This is a genomic window from Methylorubrum populi, assembly GCF_002355515.1.
Classification (GTDB): Bacteria; Pseudomonadota; Alphaproteobacteria; order Rhizobiales; family Beijerinckiaceae; genus Methylobacterium; species Methylobacterium populi_A.
In genome coordinates this window covers 3441303-3461017 of sequence record NZ_AP014809.1, presented here as the reverse complement: position 1 = coordinate 3461017, position 19715 = coordinate 3441303, and the positions used below count along the sequence as shown (strand labels likewise).

Here is a 19715-nt window from a genome sequence, read left to right as displayed (position 1 = left end):
GCTCAGACGGTGGGCGGACCTCGCGGGCTGATGCCCTGATCGGGCGGGGCGCGGGCGTGGATCGACTCGGCGGATCGCCGGGTAAGCGGTGCGGCGCGCGGCGGCCACGCGGCGAGGGAAATGGCCACCCGTGACGGCGGCAGGAGGTTCGCGGCCTGGACCTGTATGCAGCAGGCGCGATGACCGCAGGCCTGGCTCTCGTCCCCGGCGGGCTCGCCGGTCACGGCGTGCTCGGCGCACAGGAGGCCATCGATGCGAGGCTCGGCGGGCGCGAGGACCGTCAGGAAAGCCTGGAACACGAGCGCGTAGAGCGCGATCATCCCGATGATCGCACGGCCGGACACGGATCGGTGCGGGCGCTCACGCATGGCCACGCTTCTAGGAGGCGTTGGCGCGCCCGGTCAACGCGGCGGCGCCCGCGAGTCCGCGACGGCGCCCGGGACCGGTGGACAGCCGGCCACCGGTCACAAGCGAGGAGGTCAGGCCGGCAGGCCCGCGGGTTCGAACAGGAAGTCGTCCACGGAGGGGATCGTCACCGCGAGGCCTGTTCCGTAACCGGCCTTCGACAGGCGCCACGGCCGCTCGGAGCGGGCGCGGATCGCTTCGGATGGGCGCAGGCGACGCAGCGAGCCGTCCTCGCCCATCTCCTCGATGGTCAGAAAGCCGTAGACCTGGAGGCGCGAGGCGATCAGCTTGGTTTCGCGGTCGCCCGCCGGCACCCGCAGGCTGCCCGTCGCGTAGACCGCGTCCATCAGGCTGCGCTGGTCGGCCCGCGAGCGGCTCCGCGGTGCCTCGACGGCTCCGAACTCGGTGGCGATGGCTCCCTGCCGCGCGGCGGCCGGCCGGCGGAAGGGGATGACGTTGTCCGTTCCCGGAACGCTACGCATACACACAGCACCTTCGTATCGCGAAAAGCTCCCCGACCGGTGCGCTCTCACGGCGCCGTCCCGGCCGATGCGAAGCTTTCGACGATCCCGATTAATGCCTGCTTAGCCATGCCCGCCCGCGGCGGGCGGAAGGCGTCCCGAAACGGGCCGCCTCCCTCGGTTCGGGCTCCGCGCCTCAGCGCAGCGCGACCTTGAACTCGCCTTCGGTCTTGGCGCGGATCTCGTCCTCGGTGACGCCGTCGGCGAGCTCGACCAGGGTCATCCCGCCATCGCCCTTCTTGTCGATGGTGAAGACGCCGAGATCGGTGATCACCATGTCGACCACCTGCGTGCCGGTGAGCGGCAGGTCGCAGGCCTTCAGCAGTTTCGGGCTCTCGGAGCCGTCCTTGCCCTTGGCGACGTGCTCCATCACCACGACGACCTTCTTGACGCCGGCGACGAGATCCATCGCTCCGCCCATCCCCTTCACCATCTTGCCGGGGATCATCCAGTTGGCGAGGTCGCCGTTCTGCGCCACCTGCATCGCGCCGAGGATCGACAGGTCGATGTGGCCGCCGCGGATCATCCCGAAGGAATCGGCCGAGGAGAAGTAGCTCGTGGTCGGCAGCGCTGTGATGGTCTGCTTGCCGGCATTGATGAGGTCGGGATCCTCCTCGCCCTCGTAGGGAAACGGCCCCATGCCGAGCATGCCGTTCTCGGATTGCAGCTGAACCGACATGCCCTCGGGGATGTAGTTCGACACCAGGGTCGGAATGCCGATGCCGAGATTCACGTAGAAGCCGTCCTCCAGCTCCTGCGCAGCGCGTTCCGCCATCTGTTCACGGGTCCAGGCCATCTTCTCGTTCTCCCCTGCCCTGCTCAGATCTGGCCGCCGCCGGCCGCCGCCGCTTCCGGCTCCTTGCGCTTGCGCACGGTGCGCTGCTCGATCCGCTTCTCGCGCGCCGGCACATGGATGATGCGGCCGATGAAGATGCCCGGCGTGTGGATGTGGTCGGGGTCGATCTCGCCGGGCTCGATGAGATGCTCGACCTGGGCGACGGTCACCTCCGCCGCGGTGGCCATCATCGGATTGAAGTTCCGCGCGGTCTTCCGGTAGACGAGATTGCCCTCGGTATCGCCCTTCCAGGCGTGGACGATGGCGAGATCCGCGAACAGCCCGCGTTCCATCACGTAGCTCTCGCCGTCGAACTCGCGCACCTCCTTGCCCTCGGCGACCTTGGTGCCGACGCCGGTCTTGGTGAAGAAGGCCGGGATGCCGGCGCCCCCGGCGCGGATGCGCTCGGCCAGCGTGCCCTGCGGGTTGAACTCGATCTCGAGCTCGCCGCCGAGATACTGGCGGGCGAATTCCTTGTTCTCGCCGACGTAGGACGAGATCATCTTCTTGACCTGACGGGTGTCGAGCAGCTTGCCCAGTCCCACGCCGTCGATGCCGGCATTGTTGGAGATGACGGTCAGATCCTTGACGCCCGAGGCCTGGATCGCGTCGATCAGCTCGTCCGGAATGCCGCACAGGCCGAAGCCGCCGGCCATGATCGTCATACCGTCGCGCAGGAGGCCGGCGAGCGCCGCCTTCGGATCCGGGTAGACCTTCTTCATCGACAGCGTCCCTTCCTCGTCTTCCGCCGTAGCGGGCGTGGCCAAGCTTCGGGCCTTATGATTCGGTTGTCGGCCGCAGTCCCGATCGATGGCGATTGGGTGTGCAACGCAGGACCGTCTTCGTCAAACCGCCGACGCATTTGTGCGCGATGCAAAAATCCTTCGCCGTAACCGCCCGTCGCTTTGGAGGGTCCGCGTTCGATCCCTCTCCACAGGATGCGATCCGCGCCATCCACCGCAATGCGGGTCGGTCGCCCTTCGGTTGCAAGACACAAGGACCGGAACCGGCTAAGCAGTCGGATCGCACGGCTCGTCAGGCTGACGCGGTCCGGCCAGATCCGATCCGCATCGCCCGTCCACGGAGTGCAATGTCGCTGCGCCGCACCCTTTCCGCCCTCGGACTCGGGCTTCTCGCCACGGCGCTGGTGGCCGCCTGCCTGCCGTGGTCGATCGAGGCGCCCAACGTGGCCCGCTTCGTGAGCCGTGCTCTGCAGCAGAGCTGGGGCGTGACCCTCGCGGCCCGGGGGCGCACCGAGGTGGTGCTGCTTCCCCTGCCGCGGATCGTGTTCCGGGATATCCGCCTCAACGAGGGTGATGCGGCCGGGCCGGTTCTGGCGTCCGGCGGTAACCTCTCGCTTCAACTCGGCCCCGCTGCGCTGCTCCTGGGACGGGTCGAGGTCGACTCCCTGACCCTCGACGGCGCCGAGGTGATGCTGCCGCAGAACGCGCGCGACACCCGATGGTCCGGTGCGACCGACCGTCTGACCCACAGCATCGCCGGCGAAGACGGGGACCGGCCGCGTCGGATCATCCTCGCGCGCTGCTCGGTCACGGGCCCCGATCCGCGGGACGGCACGCTGCGGACCGCTCGCGACGTCGATCTCACGATCTCCTGGCCGGCCTGGAGCGAGAGCCTCGCTATGACCGGAGGGTTTCGCTGGAGCGACGGCAGCACCCGGATCACGCTCGCGGGTCTGCGCCCTTACACGCTGCTGTCCGGGGGGGAGAGCCCGTTCTCCGTTGCCGTGACGTGGCCGACCGGCTCTTTGAACGCCGAGGGCAGGGGCAGTGTGCGCGACGGTCTGCGGGCGTCCGGTACCGGCAGCCTTCAGACCCGCTCCCTCCACCAGACGCTCGCGCTCACCGGCGGCGGCCTTGCCCTGTCACCTTTCGTCCAAGACTTCTCGGTGGAGGGCAGCTTCGAGGGCGGCTCGGGCCAGGTCCAGTTTCCCACCGTCACCGTCCGCAGCGACGGCAACACCCTCGAGGGGGCCGGCTCGGCCACCTTCGGCACGGGGCGCACCGTCGTGCAAGCCACGCTGGCGGCCGAGAACCTGAACCTCTCCCCGCTGTTCGCCGGCGTTATGCGGCTGACGGGCTTCGACCATTCGGACGACGCGGCGGGGCCCACGCAATCTCTCGATCTACGGCCCTTCACCGGGGGCGATCTCGATCTGAGGATCTCGGCCGGCAACGCCCGGATCGGCCCGGTCCAGCTGACGGACCTCGCCTCCAGCGTTCTCGTCCGCGAGGGCGGTGTCGAGGCCTCCCTCGGACGGGCCAGCCTGCGTGGCGGCATCGTCAAGGGACGGATCTCCTTCGCGGCCGACGAGGGCGACGCGGCACTGACCCGCGTCAAGGCCCAGGGCAGCTTCGACCGGCTCGATCTCGGCGCCCTGCTGGACGATCTCGGGCAATCCCGCTGGATGCTCGGCGCAACGCGGGGGAGCCTCGCCCTGGAAGCCGCCGGCCATGACGCCGGGGCGCTGGCGCGATCCGTTTCGGGCCGGGTCGCCCTGGAGAGCGAGGACGGCGCCCTGTCCGGGCTCGACCTCGCCGATGTGATCCATCGCGGAGGGACAGTGGCGCCGGGTGCGCTGGCGCGGCGCAACGGCCGCACGCCGTTCGAGCGCGCCGCCGTGACGCTGCTGTTCGCCGACGGCGTCGGTGAGATCGTCGAGGGTCGCCTCGCCTCCCGGACTCTCGGGGCCTCCCTGAACGGGCGGATCGCCCTGGCCGACCGCCGCTTTCAGGCTCGAGCCGAGATCCAGCCGCGGTCGAATGCCGCCCCCGACGGAGCGCCGCCCGCGGCCACGCTGTTCGAGATCGCCGGCCCCTGGAATGCGGTCAGCGTCCGTGCGAGTGCGGACCCGCATGCGGGAGGCCATGCGGGAGGCGATGATGCATCCCGGCGCGCCACCCCCGATCTCGTCCGGCGCCCGGGAGCGGACCTGCCGCTCGGTATTCGCGCCTACGCACCGGCGAACGCCTCCGCGGGGCCGTGACGGCACCCCGGGCCGAACGGGTTCCGGTGTCTCGGCGATCCCCGAGCCTCGAAGCCCGCCGCGGCGCATCTTCAGGCTGATCGGTGGAATTGGATCGACCGGCTATGCCGGGTCCGGTCGATCGCTTCGGAATGGTGGATTCGGGCTTGGCGCCCAGGCGCTTGCCCGGCGATCCGCTCCGAGGAGCGAGCAGCTCGCCGTATTGCTCGGACGGATGGAACCTGACCCGCTGCCCTTGGAACAGCGTCAGGAGTTGCCGTTCACCGCGCCGGTCGCGGAGGTTCCGCTCGAACCATTGCCGCCCTTGGCCTTTTCAAAGGCGCGGCGGACGAGATCGGTGCCGACCTCCAGCGCCGCGTCGAGCGCCCGCTGCGACAGCGTTCCGGCCTCGACTGTTTCGCCGGCATAGAGCGGCTGTTCGAGCGCGACGGCGTCGCCGCGGGTGACGCGCAGCCGGCCGACCTCGCGACCCTGCTCGACCGGCGCGACGAGCGGTCCCTGATAGACGACCTTGGCCGTCACGCGGTCGGACGTGCCGCGGGGAAGCAGCAGGCGCACCGGCTTCTTGGCGACCACCGGAACCGACCCCTTCTCGCCGCCGAACACGGAAAGATCCGCCACCGTCTCGTTCGCCGCGAAGACCTGCCGCGGCTCGAACGCGCGGAAGCCCCATTCCATCATCTTGCGGGCTTCCGCCGCGCGGTCGCGGGCGGTCTTCAGGCCCGACACGACCATGATCAGCCGCTGGCCGTTCTGAACCGCCGAACCCGTGAGCGCGTAGCCAGATTCTTCGAGATAGCCGGTCTTGAGGCCGTCGGCGCCGATGTCGAGGGTCAGGAGCGGGTTGCGGTTCTGCTGCTTGATCTTGTTCCAGGTGAATTCGCGCTCGGAGTAGATCTTGTAGAATTCGGGATAGGTATCGATGAGGTACTGCGCGATCCGCGCCATGTCGCGGGCGGTCACCTTCTGGTCGGGTGCCGAGTAGCCGGTCGCGTTGCGGAAGGTCGAGCGCGTCAGTCCGATCTCCTTCGCGCGCTGGTTCATCATCCCGGCGAAGGCTTCCTCGGTGCCGGCCATGTTCTCGGCGATGGTGATCGCCGCGTCGTTGCCCGACTGCACGATCAGGCCGCGCAGGAGGTCGGACAGCTTGATGCGGCTGTTTACCTGCGCGAACATCGACGAGCCGCCGCCCCCTGCCCCGCCGCGGCGCCACGCGTCCTCGGTCACCGTGAATTCGGTGTCCATCGAGAGGCGTCCCTCCTTGATGGCGCGGAACACGAGCTCCGCCGTCATCAGCTTGGCCATGCTGGCCGGAGAGAACGGCTCGTCGGCTGCCTTCTCGAACAGCACCGAGCCGGATTCGGCGTCGATCAGGATCGCGTGGAGGGCCGCGGTCTGGAAGCTCTGGGCGCGCGCGGGCGCCGGAGGAAGGCAGGCGCTGAAGACCGCAGCCAGCATCCCCGCGAGCGCCCAGCGCGCCGCTCGGAACCGAATCTCACCCATTTTCGCCTCTCCCGCGAACCCGCTTCCGCCCGTCCCCGCCAAGCGTGACCTTAGCCCGGATACAATCCGATTTCGAAGGCAAAGTTCGTTTTCGCACCGCGTCATGACGGCACCGATGATCGGCGTGCGCGCTTGTGGAAAACAAGGTCAAATCCCATATCAAGTCCATGGAATATCGAGATTTTCACCCCGAAAGGACGTCCCGCGTCCGGGGCCGGCGACCGGCCTCTCCTGCGCCGGCTGCGCCCCCCGTCGGCGAGGCCCGGGACGCGTGGCGGACGTTGCCCCTCGAGGGAACGTTCGAGGTGGTCTACGAGGATGCCCGCGGCGCCTGGACGACCCGCACCCTCGATGCGCGCGAGCTCAAGCTTGGGCCAGGCCGCACGTTGCTCGGCGGGACCGACCGGGCGCACGGTCTCTATCGCGGCCTGCGCGCCGACCGCATCCGGCGGCTGACCGAACCCGCCTCCGGTACGCGCATTGAAACCGGCATTCTCGATTGGCTGCTCGCACGCGCGCAGGCGCAGCGGCAGGCGCAGCGGAAGGTCCGAAGCCCGCGCAGCCCTCGTCGGACCGCGTGAACGGGCGAAGTTTTCGCGCTTCCATGCAAACGCGTGGGGACAAGGGGCCTCACGTCGTCTCGCGATAGCGCACGACCTTCGGTATAGCCGGTATATGGAACTGATCACCGCAACGCAGGCTCTGTCCGACGCCTGTGCCCGGCTCGCCGCGCAGCCCTTCGTCACCGTCGATACGGAGTTCATGCGCGAGACGACCTATTATCCGAAGCTCTGCCTGATTCAGATGGCGGGTCCGGACGGCTTCGCCTGCCTCGTCGATCCGCTCGCCAAAGATCTCGACCTCAAGCCGTTCTTCGAACTGATGGCCGACGAGAGCACCGTGAAGGTGTTCCATTCGGCCCGGCAGGATCTGGAGATCATCTGGCTGCTCGGCGGGCTTCTGCCGCATCCGTTCTTCGACACCCAGGTCGCGGCCATGGTCTGCGGCTACGGCGACTCGGTCTCCTACGAGCAACTCGTCAATGACGTCGCCAAGGCGCGGATCGACAAGTCGTCCCGCTTCACCGACTGGTCGCGGCGTCCGCTTTCCGAGGCGCAACTTGCCTATGCCCTGTCGGACGTCACTCACCTCGTGACGATCTACCAGGTGCTCGCCGCCGAACTGGTGCGCACCGACCGCGGCCTCTGGCTCGACGAGGAGATGGCGGTCCTGACCTCTCCCGAGACCTATCAGGCCGAACCCGCCCAGGCCTGGCGCCGGCTCGCGGGCCGGATGCGCAAGCCGCGCGAGATCGCGGTGCTGATGGAGGTCGCCGGTTGGCGCGAGGCGGAGGCGCAGAGCCGCAACGTGCCCCGCGGACGCATCCTCAAGGACGAGGCGGTGATCGATATCGCGACCGCTGCCCCGCGCAGCGTCGAGGCGTTGGGGCGGTTGCGCACCATTCCCGCGGGCTTCGAGCGGTCGCGCACCGGTGCCGAGATCCTGGCCGCGGTCGAGCGGGGCTTCGCCCGCGATTCATCGCAGATCGCCATGCCAGAGCGCAGCCGGTCGCGCGGCGGCGGCAGTGGCGCCCTGGTCGATCTCCTCAAGGTGCTGCTCAAGGCGGTGGCCGAGGCGGAGGGCGTGGCGCCCAAGATCATCGCCACCGTGGACGATCTCGAGGCTCTGGCCGATGACGACGCGGCGGACGTGGCCGTGCTGCAGGGCTGGCGCCGCAGCCTGTTCGGCGACAAGGCCCTCGCCCTCAAGCATGGGCGGATGGCGCTCTCGGTAGAGCGCGGCCGGGTGACCGTGCGCGAATTGCCCTAGCGCGTTGTGCTGGATAACGGATCCAGCACGACGCGCCAGGGATCTGTTTTTGCATCATCTTTTTCCGAAAGCCGCAAACCACCTTTCGGGATGATGCTTTAGCCGCTCCCGCCCGCTTCGAACCGGATGCGGCTTCGCAGCCGCTCCGGGTGCTGATCGGACTATTATCAGTCGCCGCCGGGCGTTGGACGTTCATGCCGACCTAAGGCTTTCGCGCGTCGGCGATACGGTGATAGCGCCACTCACCCGGCTCGGACGCGTTCGACGACGGACGTGCAGCGCAGCCCTTGTCGCCGAGGATCGGCCCGCAATCGTATCGCGGCTGCGCCTGACGTGCGCGAAGCCCGTCGAAGCGCCACCCGAATACACCGTCGCTTACGCGACCCGCAGGCGCCGCTGATCCTTCGCCCTTGAACTGCGCTGTCCGCCCGGAGCGAAGCTCGGACGCGGTCCCGCCGCCGTTGCGGAGCCGTCCGAACTCGGCTGACATGGCCGCAATGCTTCTTGAGCGGGGTTTCCTTCCCGGCCCACCTTGCGTCGCGGCGCCTTCGCTCATCCGTTGCCGGATGCGAGAGAAGAAGGGGGGAGAAGCGCGCGTCTGTCATCGCCGCATCTTGGCGACGCCGCCGGAGTGACGTAGTTCGGGATTAAATGGCAATAGTTTTTGCCTCTCGTTCCCGGTCGCTGCCGCCAGCCTTATGTTCGAGCCGAACGAAGTTCTCCAGGTTCTGAGCGGCCGCGGTGCCGTGTCCGCGGAGGGGATCGAGCCGGTCAAAGTCCGCTACAAGCTCATTGTCGAGCGGCGTGACGGCGTCGTTCGCGCCCATGGAAGCGTGACGGGGCGCCACAACGCCCTGTATCCGCTCTGGCTCACGCCGGATGCGACGCTTCATCTGAAGGATGCGCGTCTTCTGGCCGTGTCCCTGACCGATCTCGTGGGCGATACCGCCGAGTTCGAGAGCACCGAACCGGTTGCGCGGCGCTGAGACAGGCCGGAGAGTGCTATCGCCTCTCCTGCCATGTCTTTCCTGAACGATGATGCTCGCCCCGACGCCCCCGATCCGAGAGGACGGCGCCCGCTTCGCGCTCGCTGTTCGGCCGCCCTATGATTGGGCGCATCTCGAGCGCTTCTTCGCCGATCACGCGAGCCCCGGCGTCGAGATCGTGACGCCCGGCCGCTACGCCCGCAGCTTCGTCCTTGACGGGCGGCGCGGCACGCTCTCGGTGACGCCCGAAGCGGACAGCCTGTCTGTGCGCATCCGCAGCCGCGGTTCGAACGAGACCCACAGCGCCGTTCTGGCGCGGGTGCGGGCGATGTTCGATCTCGACATCGATCCGCGGTTGATCGCCGACGGCCTCGGCCGCGATCCGCTCACCGTTGCCCTCGTGACGCGCCGGCCGGGATTACGGATGCCGGGGGCTTTCGACGGATTCGAGTTGGCGGTCCGGGCGATCCTCGGGCAGCAGGTTTCGGTGGCCGCGGCCACGCGCCTCGCCGGCCGGCTGGTGGCCGCCTTCGGCACGCCGCTCGCCCCGGAGGAGTGTGATGCCGAGCCGGGCCTGACCCACCTGTTCCCGACGCCGGAGCAGCTGCTGGACGCCGAGATTTCGCGCGTGCTCAACATGCCCCGCGCCCGCGGCCGGGCGATCCAGGGTCTCGCCGCGGCGATGCTGGGGACACCTGATCTGTTCGCCAAGACCGGCGATCTCGACGGTACCGTCGCCCGGCTGAAGGCCCTACCCGGCATCGGCGAATGGACGGCGCACTACGTTGCCATGCGCGCGATGGCGCAGCCCGACGCTTTCCCGGCGGGTGATGTCGGGCTGATGCGCGCCCTCGACACCGGCGCCGGCCGGCCGAACCGTGCCGCGCTCCTCGCGCGGGCCGCGTCCTGGCGGCCCTGGCGCGCCTACGCGGCTATCCATCTCTGGGCCGAGGATGCCGCGCGGAGGATGACGTGACGATCCGTGATCCCATCGCCGCCGACGAGGCCGGCTGGCGCCGCCTCTGGGCCGGCTATCTCGCCTTCTACGGTGAGGACCTTCCGGAGGCGATCACCGCCGCGACGTGGCGGCGGATCCTCGATCCCGCCTCGCCGGTCTTCGCGCGTCTCGCGGAGCGGGACGGGACGCTCATCGGCATGACGGTCAGCGTCCTCCACGAAGGGACGTGGACGGCGGCGCCGATCTGCTACCTGGAGGATCTCTTCGTCGCACCCGAGGCGCGCGGCGCCGGGACCGGCCGGGCGCTGATCACCGATCTGATCGCCCTGGGGAAGGCGCGGGGCTGGTCGCGGCTCTACTGGCACACGAAGAGCGGGAATCTGCAGGCCCGGAAGCTCTACGATCGCTTCGTCGCCGCCGACGACTTCTGCCGCTATCGCCTCGTCCTGTGACCGTTAACGTCTCGTTTACCATGGCCGCATCACGGTCGGGTTCAGAGGAGAGAGCCATGAACCGACGAGTCGGCCGTAGTTTCGATGTCCTCAGCGAGGCGCAGCTCCGGGCGGGTCGCACCGCTGCCCGCCGGGTCGTTCCGGAAGCCCTGACGCCGCAGGCCGGGCCGCGGCCGATCGCCCAGCTTCTCGACACGATCCAGCAGGTCGCCGAAGCGGCGACCGGTGAGCGCAGCTTTCTTCACGTCGGTACGACGGTGTCGCGGACGGGTTGAGGGACGGCGGGTCTAGCGCATCGTGCCGGATATCGGATCCGGCACGATGCGCTAGGCTATTGTTTTTGCATAATCTTTTTCCGAAAGCCGAAAACCACCTTTCGGGATGATGCTCTATCATGCGGCGGGCGTCGCGCCGCCGAGCTCGATCAGCACGATTTCCGGCGGCACCCCGAACCGGACGCCCACCCCGCTGACGCCGAGGCCGCCGGAGATGATCAGGTGGCGCCCATCCTCGACCACGTGGCCGTAGGCGAAGCGCTGCCCGTAGCGGGAGGGCAGCACCGGCGAGTAGCCCAGCACGCGGATCTGGCCGCCATGGGTGTGGCCCGACAGCGTGAGCGAGACGCGGGCGGGCACCTTCACGAAAATGTCGGGCTCGTGGGCCATCAGGATCACGGGCGCGGCGTCGGATACCTGCGCGAGCGTGGCCGGGAGGTCAGCGAGGCTGCGCCGACTGCCGATCGGAACGAACGGCTCCTGGTCCGCGAGACCGGCGACCCAGAAGGGGCGGCCGTTCTGGATGAGCTGCACCGCATCGTTCTCCAGAACCGGGATGCCGCGGGCTTCGAGCAGGCGTCGGATTTCGACCGGTCCCTTGCCAGCCCGCATGGCCTCGACGTCGTCCCACCAATCATGGTTGCCGAGGACGGCATAGGTGCCGAGCGGCGCGTGAAGACCCTCGGCGAGACGCGCGAAATCGGAGAGCGGCACGCGGTGCCACGTCACCTTCCGCCCCGCCGGATAATCGCCGAGCAGGAGGATCAGGTCGGGCTTGAGCGCGTTCGTCGCCGCGACGATCTCGGCGACGCGGTCGAGCGGCATGTAAGGCTCGCAGACATGGATGTCGGCGAGCACGGCGATGCGAAGGCGGAGGTCAGGGGCCCAACCCGGCGGCGTCAGGCTGTAGCGCGTCAGCGCGAGCCGGAAGCGCGGCTCGACGACGAAGGCGTAGGCGCCGCCGGAGCCCAACGTCAGTGCCGAAGCGCCGAGTCCGCCGAGAACCTGCCTGCGGTTCGGGAGGATGAGCATGCCGCCGGAGCCGGCGGTGCAGCGGCTCAAGCCTCAGTCGACGGGCTCGTCCTCGTGTACGAAGCGGAAGGCGTTCCGGGCTTCCGCCTTGGCGCGCGCGGCCTTGATGGCGCTGCTGCTGACGTGGACGGCGGCGGCCAGCGCCGGGAGGGCAACGGGGCGGAAGTTCTCGCGATCCCCGGCCACGGTCACCGGGGCGCTGTGGCCCGGCTCTGCCGCGAAGGTCGGGGTTCGGCTGGGGGCGTACATGGTTCCTGTCCTGTTTGCGCGTCTGGACGGCCGGTGCCCGGCCGCGGCGGCTGATCTCTCACCTCGCTCGTGAGCGAGGACGACCGTTACACACCCGCCTCATGGCAAGATTGCGAAGATGCGGTGTCCGCTTTGATCGGTCCGCCGACATGAACGAAAGCTTAAGACTTCCGGCGCGCCGGAAATTCGAGCAAGGCGATAAATCGGGCAGGGCGTACCGTGGCTTTCCGGCCACGCGATAGTGCATTGCAACGGAGACCATCTTGCAATGCGCTCGGGAGATTTATGCCGGAAGAGCCTGCGACTTGATCTGACGTTCGGCGCGAGCGTCTCAGGTTGCTGCCGCCGGCTGTAAGCCCTCATGGGCGATCCAGGCCGCCGTGCGGTCGAGCGCGCGGGTCAGGCGCTCGAACAGGGTGTTGATCTCATCCGGCTCGATCACCAGCGGCGGGCAGACGGCGATGCGGTCGCCGGCCAGGAAGCGCACGATCAACCCCTCGTCCTGGGCGAAGGCGACGCAGCAGGCCGCCACCGCCGCCTTCGGCTCGAATTGGCGTTTCGACGCCTTGTCCGCGACGATCTCGATACCGCCGATCAGCCCCATGCCCCGAGCCTCGCCGACGAGCGGATGGTCGGCCAGCCGCGAGAGCGCCGCCTGGAAATGCGGGGCCCGCTCGGCTGCCCGCTCTACGATGCGGTCGCGCCGGTAGATGTGGAGAGCGCGGTTGGCGACCGCGCAGGCGACCGGATGGCCGGAATAGGTGGTGCCGTGGCCGAAGCCGCCTAGCTTGACGCTTTCGTCGAGCATCGCCCGGTAGAGCGGCTCGTCGATGCTGATGCCACCGAGCGGCAGATAGCCGGAGGTCAGGGCTTTCGCGAAGGACAGCGTGTGCGGACGCATGCCGAGCGCCTCGCCGCCGAACCATGTGCCGAGGCGGCCGAAGCCGCAGATCACCTCGTCGGCGACGAGGCGCACGTCGTACCGGTCGAGCACCGCCTGGATCGCCGGGAAGTAGCCGGCGGGCGGGACGATGGCGCCGCCCGCCCCCATCACCGGCTCGGCGAAGAAAGCGGCCACCGTGTCGGGATCCTCGGCGAGGATCTGCGCCTCGAGTTCCGCCGCGAGCCGCTGCGAATACGCCTCCTCGCTCTCGCCGGGTTCCGCGCCCCGGTAGTGGTGCGGGCAGGCCGTGTGCAGGAAGCCGTCGATCGGCAGATCCCAGTCGGCGTGGTTCGCGGGAAGGCCGGTGAGCGAGGCGGTCGCGACCGTGACGCCGTGATAGCCCTTCCTCCGGGCGATGATCTTCTTCTTGCGCGGCCGCCCGAGGGCGTTGTTCATGTACCAGACGAGCTTGACCTGAGCGTCGTTGGCTTCCGAGCCCGAGGAGGTGAAGAAGATCTTCGAGGTCGGAACCGGCATCAGCTCCTTAAGGGTCTCGGCCAGCTCGATCGCCGGATCGTGGCTGCGGCCCGAGAACAGGTGCGCGAAGGGCAGCCTTCCCATCTGCTCGGCGGCCGCCTCGACCAATTCCTCGTTGCCGTAGCCGAGGGCCGTGCACCACAGCCCGGCCATGCCTTCGAGGTAGGGACGGCCGTCGGTGTCGTAGACCCAGACGCCGTGGCCCCGCTCCAGAACCAGCGGGCCGGTCTCCCGAAAGGTCGAGAGATTGGTGTAGGGATGGATCAGGGTCTCGACGTCGCGGGCGGCGATGTTCGACAGCATGATGCGGCAGCCGGAAGACTTCGCCGACAGGATGCGCCGGCAGCACCGCCACACTAACGGCCGCAATCTCCCTCAGGAAGGCGCCGTCCGCCTCACTTGAGACGCAACGACCGCTCGCGATGCTCGATCCGGCCACCATCGTCGCCACGCCCGCCCCAGGTCGGGCCTGCGGTCCCTGCACGCTCTGCTGCAAGGTCTATGACGTGCCTGCGGTCGAGAGTCCTGCGGGGCGTTGGTGCCGGCATGTCCGCGTCGGCGGCGGATGCGGCATCCATGCGGAACGCCCCGACCATTGCCGGGCCTTCCACTGCCTCTGGATGACGGAGGCCTGGATCGGGCCCGAATGGCGGCCGGATCGCTCGAAAATGGTGCTGAGTCTCGACCCCGTCACGCGGTTCATGAACGTGCAGGTCGATCCGGGGCAGGCCGGAGCCTGGAAGCGCGCGCCCTACCATGATCAGCTGCGGCGCTGGGCGGCGGCCTCGCTGCCGCTGCGGCGCTACGTCCTGGTGCATGTCAACGCGCTGACGACGGTCGTACTGCCCGATCGGGACGTGCCCCTCGGCACCTTCGCGCCGGGCGATCGGCTCGTCGCCCGCGAGCGGATGGGGCCGGCGGGATTGACCGCCGACGTCGAGAAGACCTCCCAGCCGGTCTGACGTGTCATCGGCCGACGGCCATTCAGGTCATGCAGCGGCCCGGAACCATGCGGCGCGCCTCGGGTCCGACGAGCGAGCTGAGCGGAGCCTCGCAGCCCTCCTTCGTCATGCGGCGGGGCTTGGCCGGGAGTTCCTCCTGGGCCGAGCGGGTCGGGACCGTTTCCGTGCGCGAGGACGGGCGCGGCGCAGTCGCCACGTGGATCGGGCTGAGAGCCGTCGAGTAGGGACGCATGCCCGGCAGCGGTGTGGCGGAAGCCTCGTAGGCGACGCGCGGGGCGGTCGGAGCCCCCATCGCATCGGCTTCCTGCCGGACCACCGGCAGCAGCAGCAGCGTCATGATCGCAGCGGGAACACTCACACCGAGGACAAGGCCGGTCCGAAGCATCTTTGCGATCTCCGATGGGAGCTTGACAGGTTGTCATCACAACGCTGTTTTCGGATCTCCGGTTCCTTCACTGTCCCGCTTCGGATCAAATCAGTATTCTGACCATGATCGGTCATCTCTTTCGCGGGCCGCGGACGGCGGACGCGGCGCGGCGATCGTGGCAAAAAAGCACCTGTGGACGAAAATGAGCGTTTCGGTGTGGCTTCCGGAACTCAGCTCCCCGACAATCGTTGAAGAAGCACCCGGCCACCTGGTCCTCCCCGCATTCCCCTTGTGCATCGGCCGGAACCTCTTCACGGGTCGGACAATCGTCCGGCCCGTTTTTTATGTCCGCTCTCCAGAGTGTCCGGCGCCCGGTCGCCGCCCTCGTGCAGGCGGGCGAGGCTCTTGAAGCAACGCGGCTGCGATGTCGGTCCGGATGCCCGACTGCCATTCTTCGGCCTTCGTCGAGACCGGATACGTGTGACGTGGGGGGGCTCGATGCGTGTCGCACCGCTCCTGGATGCCGGGGCGGCATCGGGAAGCGATCGGACGCGTCGCACACCCGTCCGTGAAGCTTATCGATGCGCCCGATCCAAGAGAAAGGGCGCCGGCTTCACGACCGGCGCCCCCTCTTCTTTTCCGCTGAGAACCGTCGGTTCAGGCGTTGTGCGCCTCGCGACGGCGTGCGCTCTGCTGGAAGAACAGCGCTTGGCTGATAACGGCCGACACGTTGGCGGGCTGGAACGGTTTGGCGATGAGGAACGCCGGCTCCGGCCGCTCGCCGGTCAGGAAGCGCTCGGGATAGGCGGTGATGAAGATCACCGGCACTTCGAAGGTCTTGAGCAGGTCGTTGACCGCGTCCAGGCCCGAAGAGCCGTCGGCGAGCTGGATGTCGGCGAGGATCAGCCCGGGGCGCTTGCTCTCGGAAGCGATCTTGACCGCCTCGCTCCGGGTGCGCGCCACGCCGATCACGTTGTGGCCGAGGCCCTCCACCAGGGCTTCGAGATCCATGGCGATGAGCGGCTCGTCCTCGATGATCAGGATCTCGGTCGCCATGTCGGCGGCGAGTTCGCGGCCCGCCTCGTCGACAAGATCGCGCACCTTGTTCACGTCCACATCCAGGATCACGCCGGCATCTTCCTCGGAGAAGCCTTCGAGGCAGGAGAGCAGGAAGGCCTGCCGGGGCAGCGGGGTGATCTGGCCGAGCCGAACCTCGGCCGGCAGGTCGTGCTGCACCTGATCGCTGTGACCGTTGACGGAGAGCGAGTTCCAGATCCGCGTGAAGACGCGGAAGAGGTCGGCCTTGACGTTCGTGCTGCGACCCAGGGTTTCAGGCTCGTTCACCAGCGTCTCGAGCGTGGCCGCGACATAGGCGTCGCCCGCCACCTGACTGCCCGTGAGCGCGCGCGCATAACGGCGCAGGTACGGCAGATGCTGCACGACCAGTTGTGCTGTCGACATGAGTTCCCCTGAGCCTCTTCGCTCTTCGTTTATCGATGCGCCCCTAACGCGGGGCATCGACGTCCGTTCCTGGCCCATGCGGAACCCTGGCCGCATGGCCGCGTTGCTGCTGCAGCCATGACTCATGTCAAGCTGCAAGACAATCGCGGCAGATGTGGCGCCAAGGGGATCTTGAAAGCATGAACGAGGACGAGCCGGCCGGCGCGTTCCCACCCGGGGACCGGCCCACTCGATTGCGTGGCGAAAATGGTTTGAATGACCAGACGCAGAGGCGCATCGGCAACCATCTGCGAGCTCTCTACGATTCCGTCGTCCAGCAGCCGATTCCAGACCGCTTCCGCGATTTGATCGCCCGTCTCGAAGACGACGGACCGAAATCGGACGAACCGGCTGGCTCCTGATGTCGCCCCGCCCGATCGTTGAATGCCTTTCTGAATCTCGAGCCGCCTCCGCGACCGGGGCGGCTCGATCATCAGGCGATGGCTACAGGGTCGGTGAGCGACCGCGCATCAGGCCGATCACGGCCGAGATGGCGAACAGGACGATCGCCACGAAAAACACGAGTTTGGCGGCCTCCATGGCCGTGCCGGCGATGCCGCCGAAGCCCAGCAGGGCCGCGACCAGGGCAACCACCAGGAACGTTACAGCCCAACCGAGCATGTCGAACTTCCTTCCAACAACTGGCGCGGCACGTGCCGCCGCCTCTTGGAAGCAATAACGCCAAGTTTTCGCCGCGAGTTCCTTTTGCGGCCCCGGTGGCGTGAAGAGATTATTACGATCCGCGTGCGAGCGTCGCAGTCTGTCGGAACCGACTGGCGAATCCGGCCGTTCGTCACCATCTCTCGGCAAGACGACGACCAGACTCGATGATGTGAAGGAGGCCTCTGGCGTGCCCGCACAGAAAAAGCCCTTAGTTCCCGGTATCGCTCAGGCGAAAGCCGCCCTGGAGGCCGCCGCCCGGCTCGTGTCGACGCTCGCGCCGCAGCCGGTTCTGCAGCCCATTCCGGTTCGTGTGAAATCCGCCCGCCGCCGTTGAGCCGGGCCGACATCGGTTTAACCTGTTTTCGATCGCTTTGAGGCGGTCGCAGCAAGCGCCGTCCCTCGGACGGCGCTTTTTTCTTGCCAGCGTTTCCGACGTCGCCTTTCCACCGCTTTTCGCTCGAAGACCCGATTGTTCGGTCGCGGGCGGATGGGCCGACCCAAACCCCTCAGTAATTCGGAACGCGAAAAGCCTTTTCGTCGCTCGAGCGCGAGGCGGTCATCCGTTTCTGCGTGGTCTTCCGAAATTGTCACCGCCGGGATCGGCGGCCTAGCTGTCGGCCGGACGATAGATTCGACCGGTCTCGCTTCGTCGGCAGTCCGGATCGCAGGCGGCGGGGGCGGCGAGGATGGGATTCGGCAAGCGCAAGCCCGGAGCATGGGCGGCGAGACGCACCGTACGCCCATCCGCGGCACCGCGCCGACGCCTCGTCACGACCGCTGTTCTCGGCCTGCTGATCGGTCTCTGCGCGACGAGCGCGGCGACCGGGGTGCGGGCGTCCGAGGGCGGCCTCCTACACGGTCTGTTCCAGACGATCTTCGGTGGCGGAAGCGCCGCTCCGGCGCCGGTCGCGAGCCCGGCGCCGAAGGCGCCCCGTCGCTACGCCTCACTCCCCGATACGCGCCGCCCTGCCGGACATCGCTTGGTTCAGCGGACGCCGCGTCTCGATGCGCGGCCGGTAAGGTCCGGCCGGCGGGAGAGGGCCGTCACTCCGGTCTCCTTCGCGAGCGCTGCCGTTGTGGCCGGGACGCGGACCGTGTGCGTGCGGCGCTGCGACGGATACGTGTTCCCCCTTGGTCGCCTGCATGCTCGGGCGGACCTTCCCGTTCACGCCGCGGCCTGCGCCGCCGCCTGCCCGAGCGCGCCGACGGACCTGTTCACCCTGGCGCCAGGGCGGAGCGAGCTCGAACACGCCGTCGGCCTCGACGGCCGTCCGTACCTGCGCATCGCCTCGGCCAACCTCTATCGCCGCACGCGTGTGGAGAATTGCTCTTGCCAGCCGCCGGGTATCGCGGGACCGTCGATGCCCCTGGTCGACGACCGCACACTTCGCGCCGGCGACGTCATCGCTTCGGAAGAGGGAGCCGACCTCGTCGCCGGCCTTTCCCGAGCGGGGCCGCGGCTCGTCGATTATCGGGCGGCGGCGTTGAGCCCGCGCGGTCGCGGTCTTATCGAGGAGCGGGTCGGGGCCATGCGCCGCGACGCGGCGAGCGCGGCGTTTCAGGAGGTGCTTCGGGCCCAGAGGTCTGGCGCCCGGCGCCTGCGCGTCGCCGAAGCGCAGAACATGAAGCTGCGGATCGACATGGCCGCCACGGACTTCGCGCCCGTCGTCGCGAGCGGCGGTGGTTTCACACAGATCCGCGTCGTCACGCCCTCGCCGTTCGGGCGATGATCCCCCGTCCCTCGGGGGCATGAGTTGGCGAAAACGCCGAGCTGTCGTAGGCGGGCGGCACCATCGCCGTTTGAAGCCGTCGCCATGAGTGAACCGTCCAAGGACGCGCAGGCCCCCTCCCCCAGCTTCGAGAGCGCCCTGCCGTTGCCCGAGCGGACCGAGACGATGAGTGCCCTCGTGCGGCGGCGGATCTGCCCCAATGGCGGTCCGTTCACCGCGAGCGGGACCTGCAGCTATCTGGTGGGACGCGGCCAGGTCGCGGTGATCGATCCGGGACCGGCCGATGCCGGGCATATCGAGGGGCTTCTGGCCTCGCTCGAGGGTGAGCGCATCGAGGCCATCGTCGTCACCCATACCCACCGCGATCATTCCCCGGGCGCCCGCCTCCTGCAGGCGCGCACGGGCGCGCCGATCGTCGGCTGCGGCCCGCACCGGGCCGCCCGGGTACTGGCCGAGAATGAGTTGCCCGCCCTCGATGCCAGCGCCGACCGCGCGCACCGGCCCGACCGCGAATTACGGGATGGCGAGAGCCTGACCGGCGAGGGATGGACGCTGACCGCGGTGGCGACCCCTGGCCACACCATGAACCATCTCGCCTTCGCCCTGCCCGAGGAGAACGTGCTGTTCTCCGGCGATCACGTGATGGCGTGGTCGACCTCGATCGTCGCGCCGCCCGACGGCTCGATGCGGGCCTACATGGAGTCGCTCGAACGTCTGCGCGAGCGCAACGAGACGCTGTACTGGCCGGGCCATGGCGGGCCCGTGCGCGATCCGCGGCGCTTCGTGCGCGGGCTCGCCGCCCACCGCCGTCAGCGCGAGGCGGCGATCCGCGCCCGGCTGGCCGCGGGCGACCACGACATCGCGGCCATCGTCCGCACGGTCTATCAGGGGCTGGCGCCGCATCTGCGCGGTGCGGCGGCGCTGTCCGTCTTCGCCCATCTCGAGGATCTGGTGGAGCGCGGCCTCGCCGTCACCGAGGGGCCGCCCCTGCTCGGCGGAACGTTCCGGCCCGCTTGAGCA

General features: G+C 68.6%; 22 protein-coding genes. 11 read left to right on the top strand and 11 right to left on the bottom strand.

The window, feature by feature from the left end; genetic code table 11:
* Positions 1–2 precede the first annotated feature (2 nt).
* From MPPM_RS15920 to MPPM_RS15905, 4 genes are all read right to left on the bottom strand, one after another.
* Positions 3–368 (bottom strand): hypothetical protein, encoded by a 366-nt coding sequence (locus MPPM_RS15920; protein WP_096485878.1) that lies wholly within the window; start codon positions 366–368, stop codon positions 3–5.
* 111 nt (positions 369–479) lie between these two features.
* A complete protein-coding gene (locus tag MPPM_RS15915) occupies positions 480–887 on the bottom strand; it encodes a hypothetical protein (protein WP_096485877.1) in 408 nt (135 codons plus the stop codon).
* A 175-nt stretch (positions 888–1062) separates the two neighbouring features.
* Entirely contained in the window at positions 1063–1722 is a 660-nt protein-coding gene (locus tag MPPM_RS15910) for a 3-oxoacid CoA-transferase subunit B (protein WP_096485876.1), read from the bottom strand.
* A 23-nt stretch (positions 1723–1745) separates the two neighbouring features.
* Positions 1746–2483: a CoA transferase subunit A gene (locus MPPM_RS15905; protein WP_096485875.1), complete on the bottom strand. Its 738-nt coding sequence runs from the start codon at positions 2481–2483 to the stop codon at positions 1746–1748.
* 368 nt (positions 2484–2851) lie between these two features.
* On the opposite strand from MPPM_RS15905, the gene MPPM_RS15900 reads away from it, so the two are divergent.
* Positions 2852–4768 carry an AsmA family protein gene (locus tag MPPM_RS15900; RefSeq protein ID WP_096485874.1) on the top strand — a complete coding sequence of 639 codons (1917 nt, stop codon included), beginning with the start codon at positions 2852–2854 and terminating at the stop codon, positions 4766–4768.
* 246 nt (positions 4769–5014) lie between these two features.
* On the opposite strand, the gene MPPM_RS15895 is transcribed toward MPPM_RS15900, so the two are convergent.
* Positions 5015–6271, bottom strand: coding sequence for a D-alanyl-D-alanine carboxypeptidase family protein (locus MPPM_RS15895; RefSeq protein WP_173807919.1), 1257 nt, complete (start codon positions 6269–6271; stop codon positions 5015–5017).
* A 167-nt stretch (positions 6272–6438) separates the two neighbouring features.
* Here MPPM_RS15895 and MPPM_RS15890 point away from each other — a divergent pair, with 167 nt between their 5' ends.
* From MPPM_RS15890 to MPPM_RS15865, 6 genes are all read left to right on the top strand, one after another.
* Positions 6439–6852, top strand: coding sequence for a hypothetical protein (locus MPPM_RS15890; protein ID WP_173807999.1), 414 nt, complete (start codon positions 6439–6441; stop codon positions 6850–6852).
* A 94-nt stretch (positions 6853–6946) separates the two neighbouring features.
* Positions 6947–8101, top strand: coding sequence for a ribonuclease D (gene rnd / locus MPPM_RS15885; RefSeq protein WP_096485872.1), 1155 nt, complete (start codon positions 6947–6949; stop codon positions 8099–8101).
* 698 nt (positions 8102–8799) lie between these two features.
* On the top strand, positions 8800–9087 hold the full coding sequence (locus tag MPPM_RS15880) for a hypothetical protein (RefSeq protein ID WP_096485871.1): 288 nt from the start codon (positions 8800–8802) through the stop codon (positions 9085–9087).
* Between the two features lie 49 nt (positions 9088–9136).
* The gene (locus MPPM_RS15875) at positions 9137–10063 is read left to right on the top strand and encodes a DNA-3-methyladenine glycosylase family protein (protein ID WP_096485870.1); all 927 of its coding nucleotides are present in this window, start codon (positions 9137–9139) and stop codon (positions 10061–10063) included.
* Complete coding sequence (locus MPPM_RS15870; RefSeq protein ID WP_096485869.1) at positions 10060–10497, top strand: GNAT family N-acetyltransferase; 438 nt, start codon at positions 10060–10062, stop codon at positions 10495–10497. Before MPPM_RS15875 ends, MPPM_RS15870 begins: the two co-directional genes overlap by 4 nt.
* A gap of 56 nt (positions 10498–10553) precedes the next feature.
* On the top strand, positions 10554–10772 hold the full coding sequence (locus tag MPPM_RS15865) for a hypothetical protein (RefSeq protein WP_096485868.1): 219 nt from the start codon (positions 10554–10556) through the stop codon (positions 10770–10772).
* A 117-nt stretch (positions 10773–10889) separates the two neighbouring features.
* Here the strand turns inward: MPPM_RS15865 and MPPM_RS15860 are convergent, their stop codons facing one another.
* From MPPM_RS15860 to MPPM_RS15850, 3 genes are all read right to left on the bottom strand, one after another.
* On the bottom strand, positions 10890–11804 hold the full coding sequence (locus tag MPPM_RS15860; RefSeq protein WP_096487881.1) for a metallophosphoesterase: 915 nt from the start codon (positions 11802–11804) through the stop codon (positions 10890–10892).
* A gap of 33 nt (positions 11805–11837) precedes the next feature.
* On the bottom strand, positions 11838–12053 hold the full coding sequence (locus tag MPPM_RS15855; protein ID WP_096485867.1) for a hypothetical protein: 216 nt from the start codon (positions 12051–12053) through the stop codon (positions 11838–11840).
* A 331-nt stretch (positions 12054–12384) separates the two neighbouring features.
* The gene (locus tag MPPM_RS15850) at positions 12385–13776 is read right to left on the bottom strand and encodes an aminotransferase (protein WP_096485866.1); all 1392 of its coding nucleotides are present in this window, start codon (positions 13774–13776) and stop codon (positions 12385–12387) included.
* A gap of 119 nt (positions 13777–13895) precedes the next feature.
* Here MPPM_RS15850 and MPPM_RS15845 point away from each other — a divergent pair, with 119 nt between their 5' ends.
* Complete coding sequence (locus tag MPPM_RS15845) at positions 13896–14435, top strand: hypothetical protein (RefSeq protein ID WP_096485865.1); 540 nt, start codon at positions 13896–13898, stop codon at positions 14433–14435.
* Between the two features lie 22 nt (positions 14436–14457).
* Here MPPM_RS15845 and MPPM_RS15840 read toward each other — a convergent pair whose 3' ends face one another.
* Both MPPM_RS15840 and MPPM_RS15835 read right to left on the bottom strand, forming a co-directional pair.
* Positions 14458–14820: a hypothetical protein gene (locus tag MPPM_RS15840; protein WP_096485864.1), complete on the bottom strand. Its 363-nt coding sequence runs from the start codon at positions 14818–14820 to the stop codon at positions 14458–14460.
* Between the two features lie 639 nt (positions 14821–15459).
* Positions 15460–16263 carry a response regulator gene (locus MPPM_RS15835; RefSeq protein WP_017486160.1) on the bottom strand — a complete coding sequence of 268 codons (804 nt, stop codon included), beginning with the start codon at positions 16261–16263 and terminating at the stop codon, positions 15460–15462.
* Positions 16264–16442: 179 nt separating this feature from the next.
* On the opposite strand from MPPM_RS15835, the gene MPPM_RS15830 reads away from it, so the two are divergent.
* Positions 16443–16664, top strand: coding sequence for a NepR family anti-sigma factor (locus tag MPPM_RS15830; RefSeq protein WP_096485863.1), 222 nt, complete (start codon positions 16443–16445; stop codon positions 16662–16664).
* A gap of 82 nt (positions 16665–16746) precedes the next feature.
* Here MPPM_RS15830 and MPPM_RS15825 read toward each other — a convergent pair whose 3' ends face one another.
* Positions 16747–16923 (bottom strand): DUF1328 domain-containing protein, encoded by a 177-nt coding sequence (locus MPPM_RS15825; RefSeq protein ID WP_003599466.1) that lies wholly within the window; start codon positions 16921–16923, stop codon positions 16747–16749.
* 728 nt (positions 16924–17651) lie between these two features.
* On the opposite strand from MPPM_RS15825, the gene MPPM_RS29210 reads away from it, so the two are divergent.
* Together MPPM_RS29210 and MPPM_RS15815 are read left to right on the top strand one after the other, a co-directional pair.
* Positions 17652–18695: a DUF2865 domain-containing protein gene (locus tag MPPM_RS29210; protein ID WP_096485862.1), complete on the top strand. Its 1044-nt coding sequence runs from the start codon at positions 17652–17654 to the stop codon at positions 18693–18695.
* 84 nt (positions 18696–18779) lie between these two features.
* Positions 18780–19712, top strand: a complete 933-nt coding sequence (locus MPPM_RS15815; protein ID WP_096485861.1) for an MBL fold metallo-hydrolase — start codon at positions 18780–18782, stop codon at positions 19710–19712.
* Positions 19713–19715 lie beyond the last annotated feature (3 nt).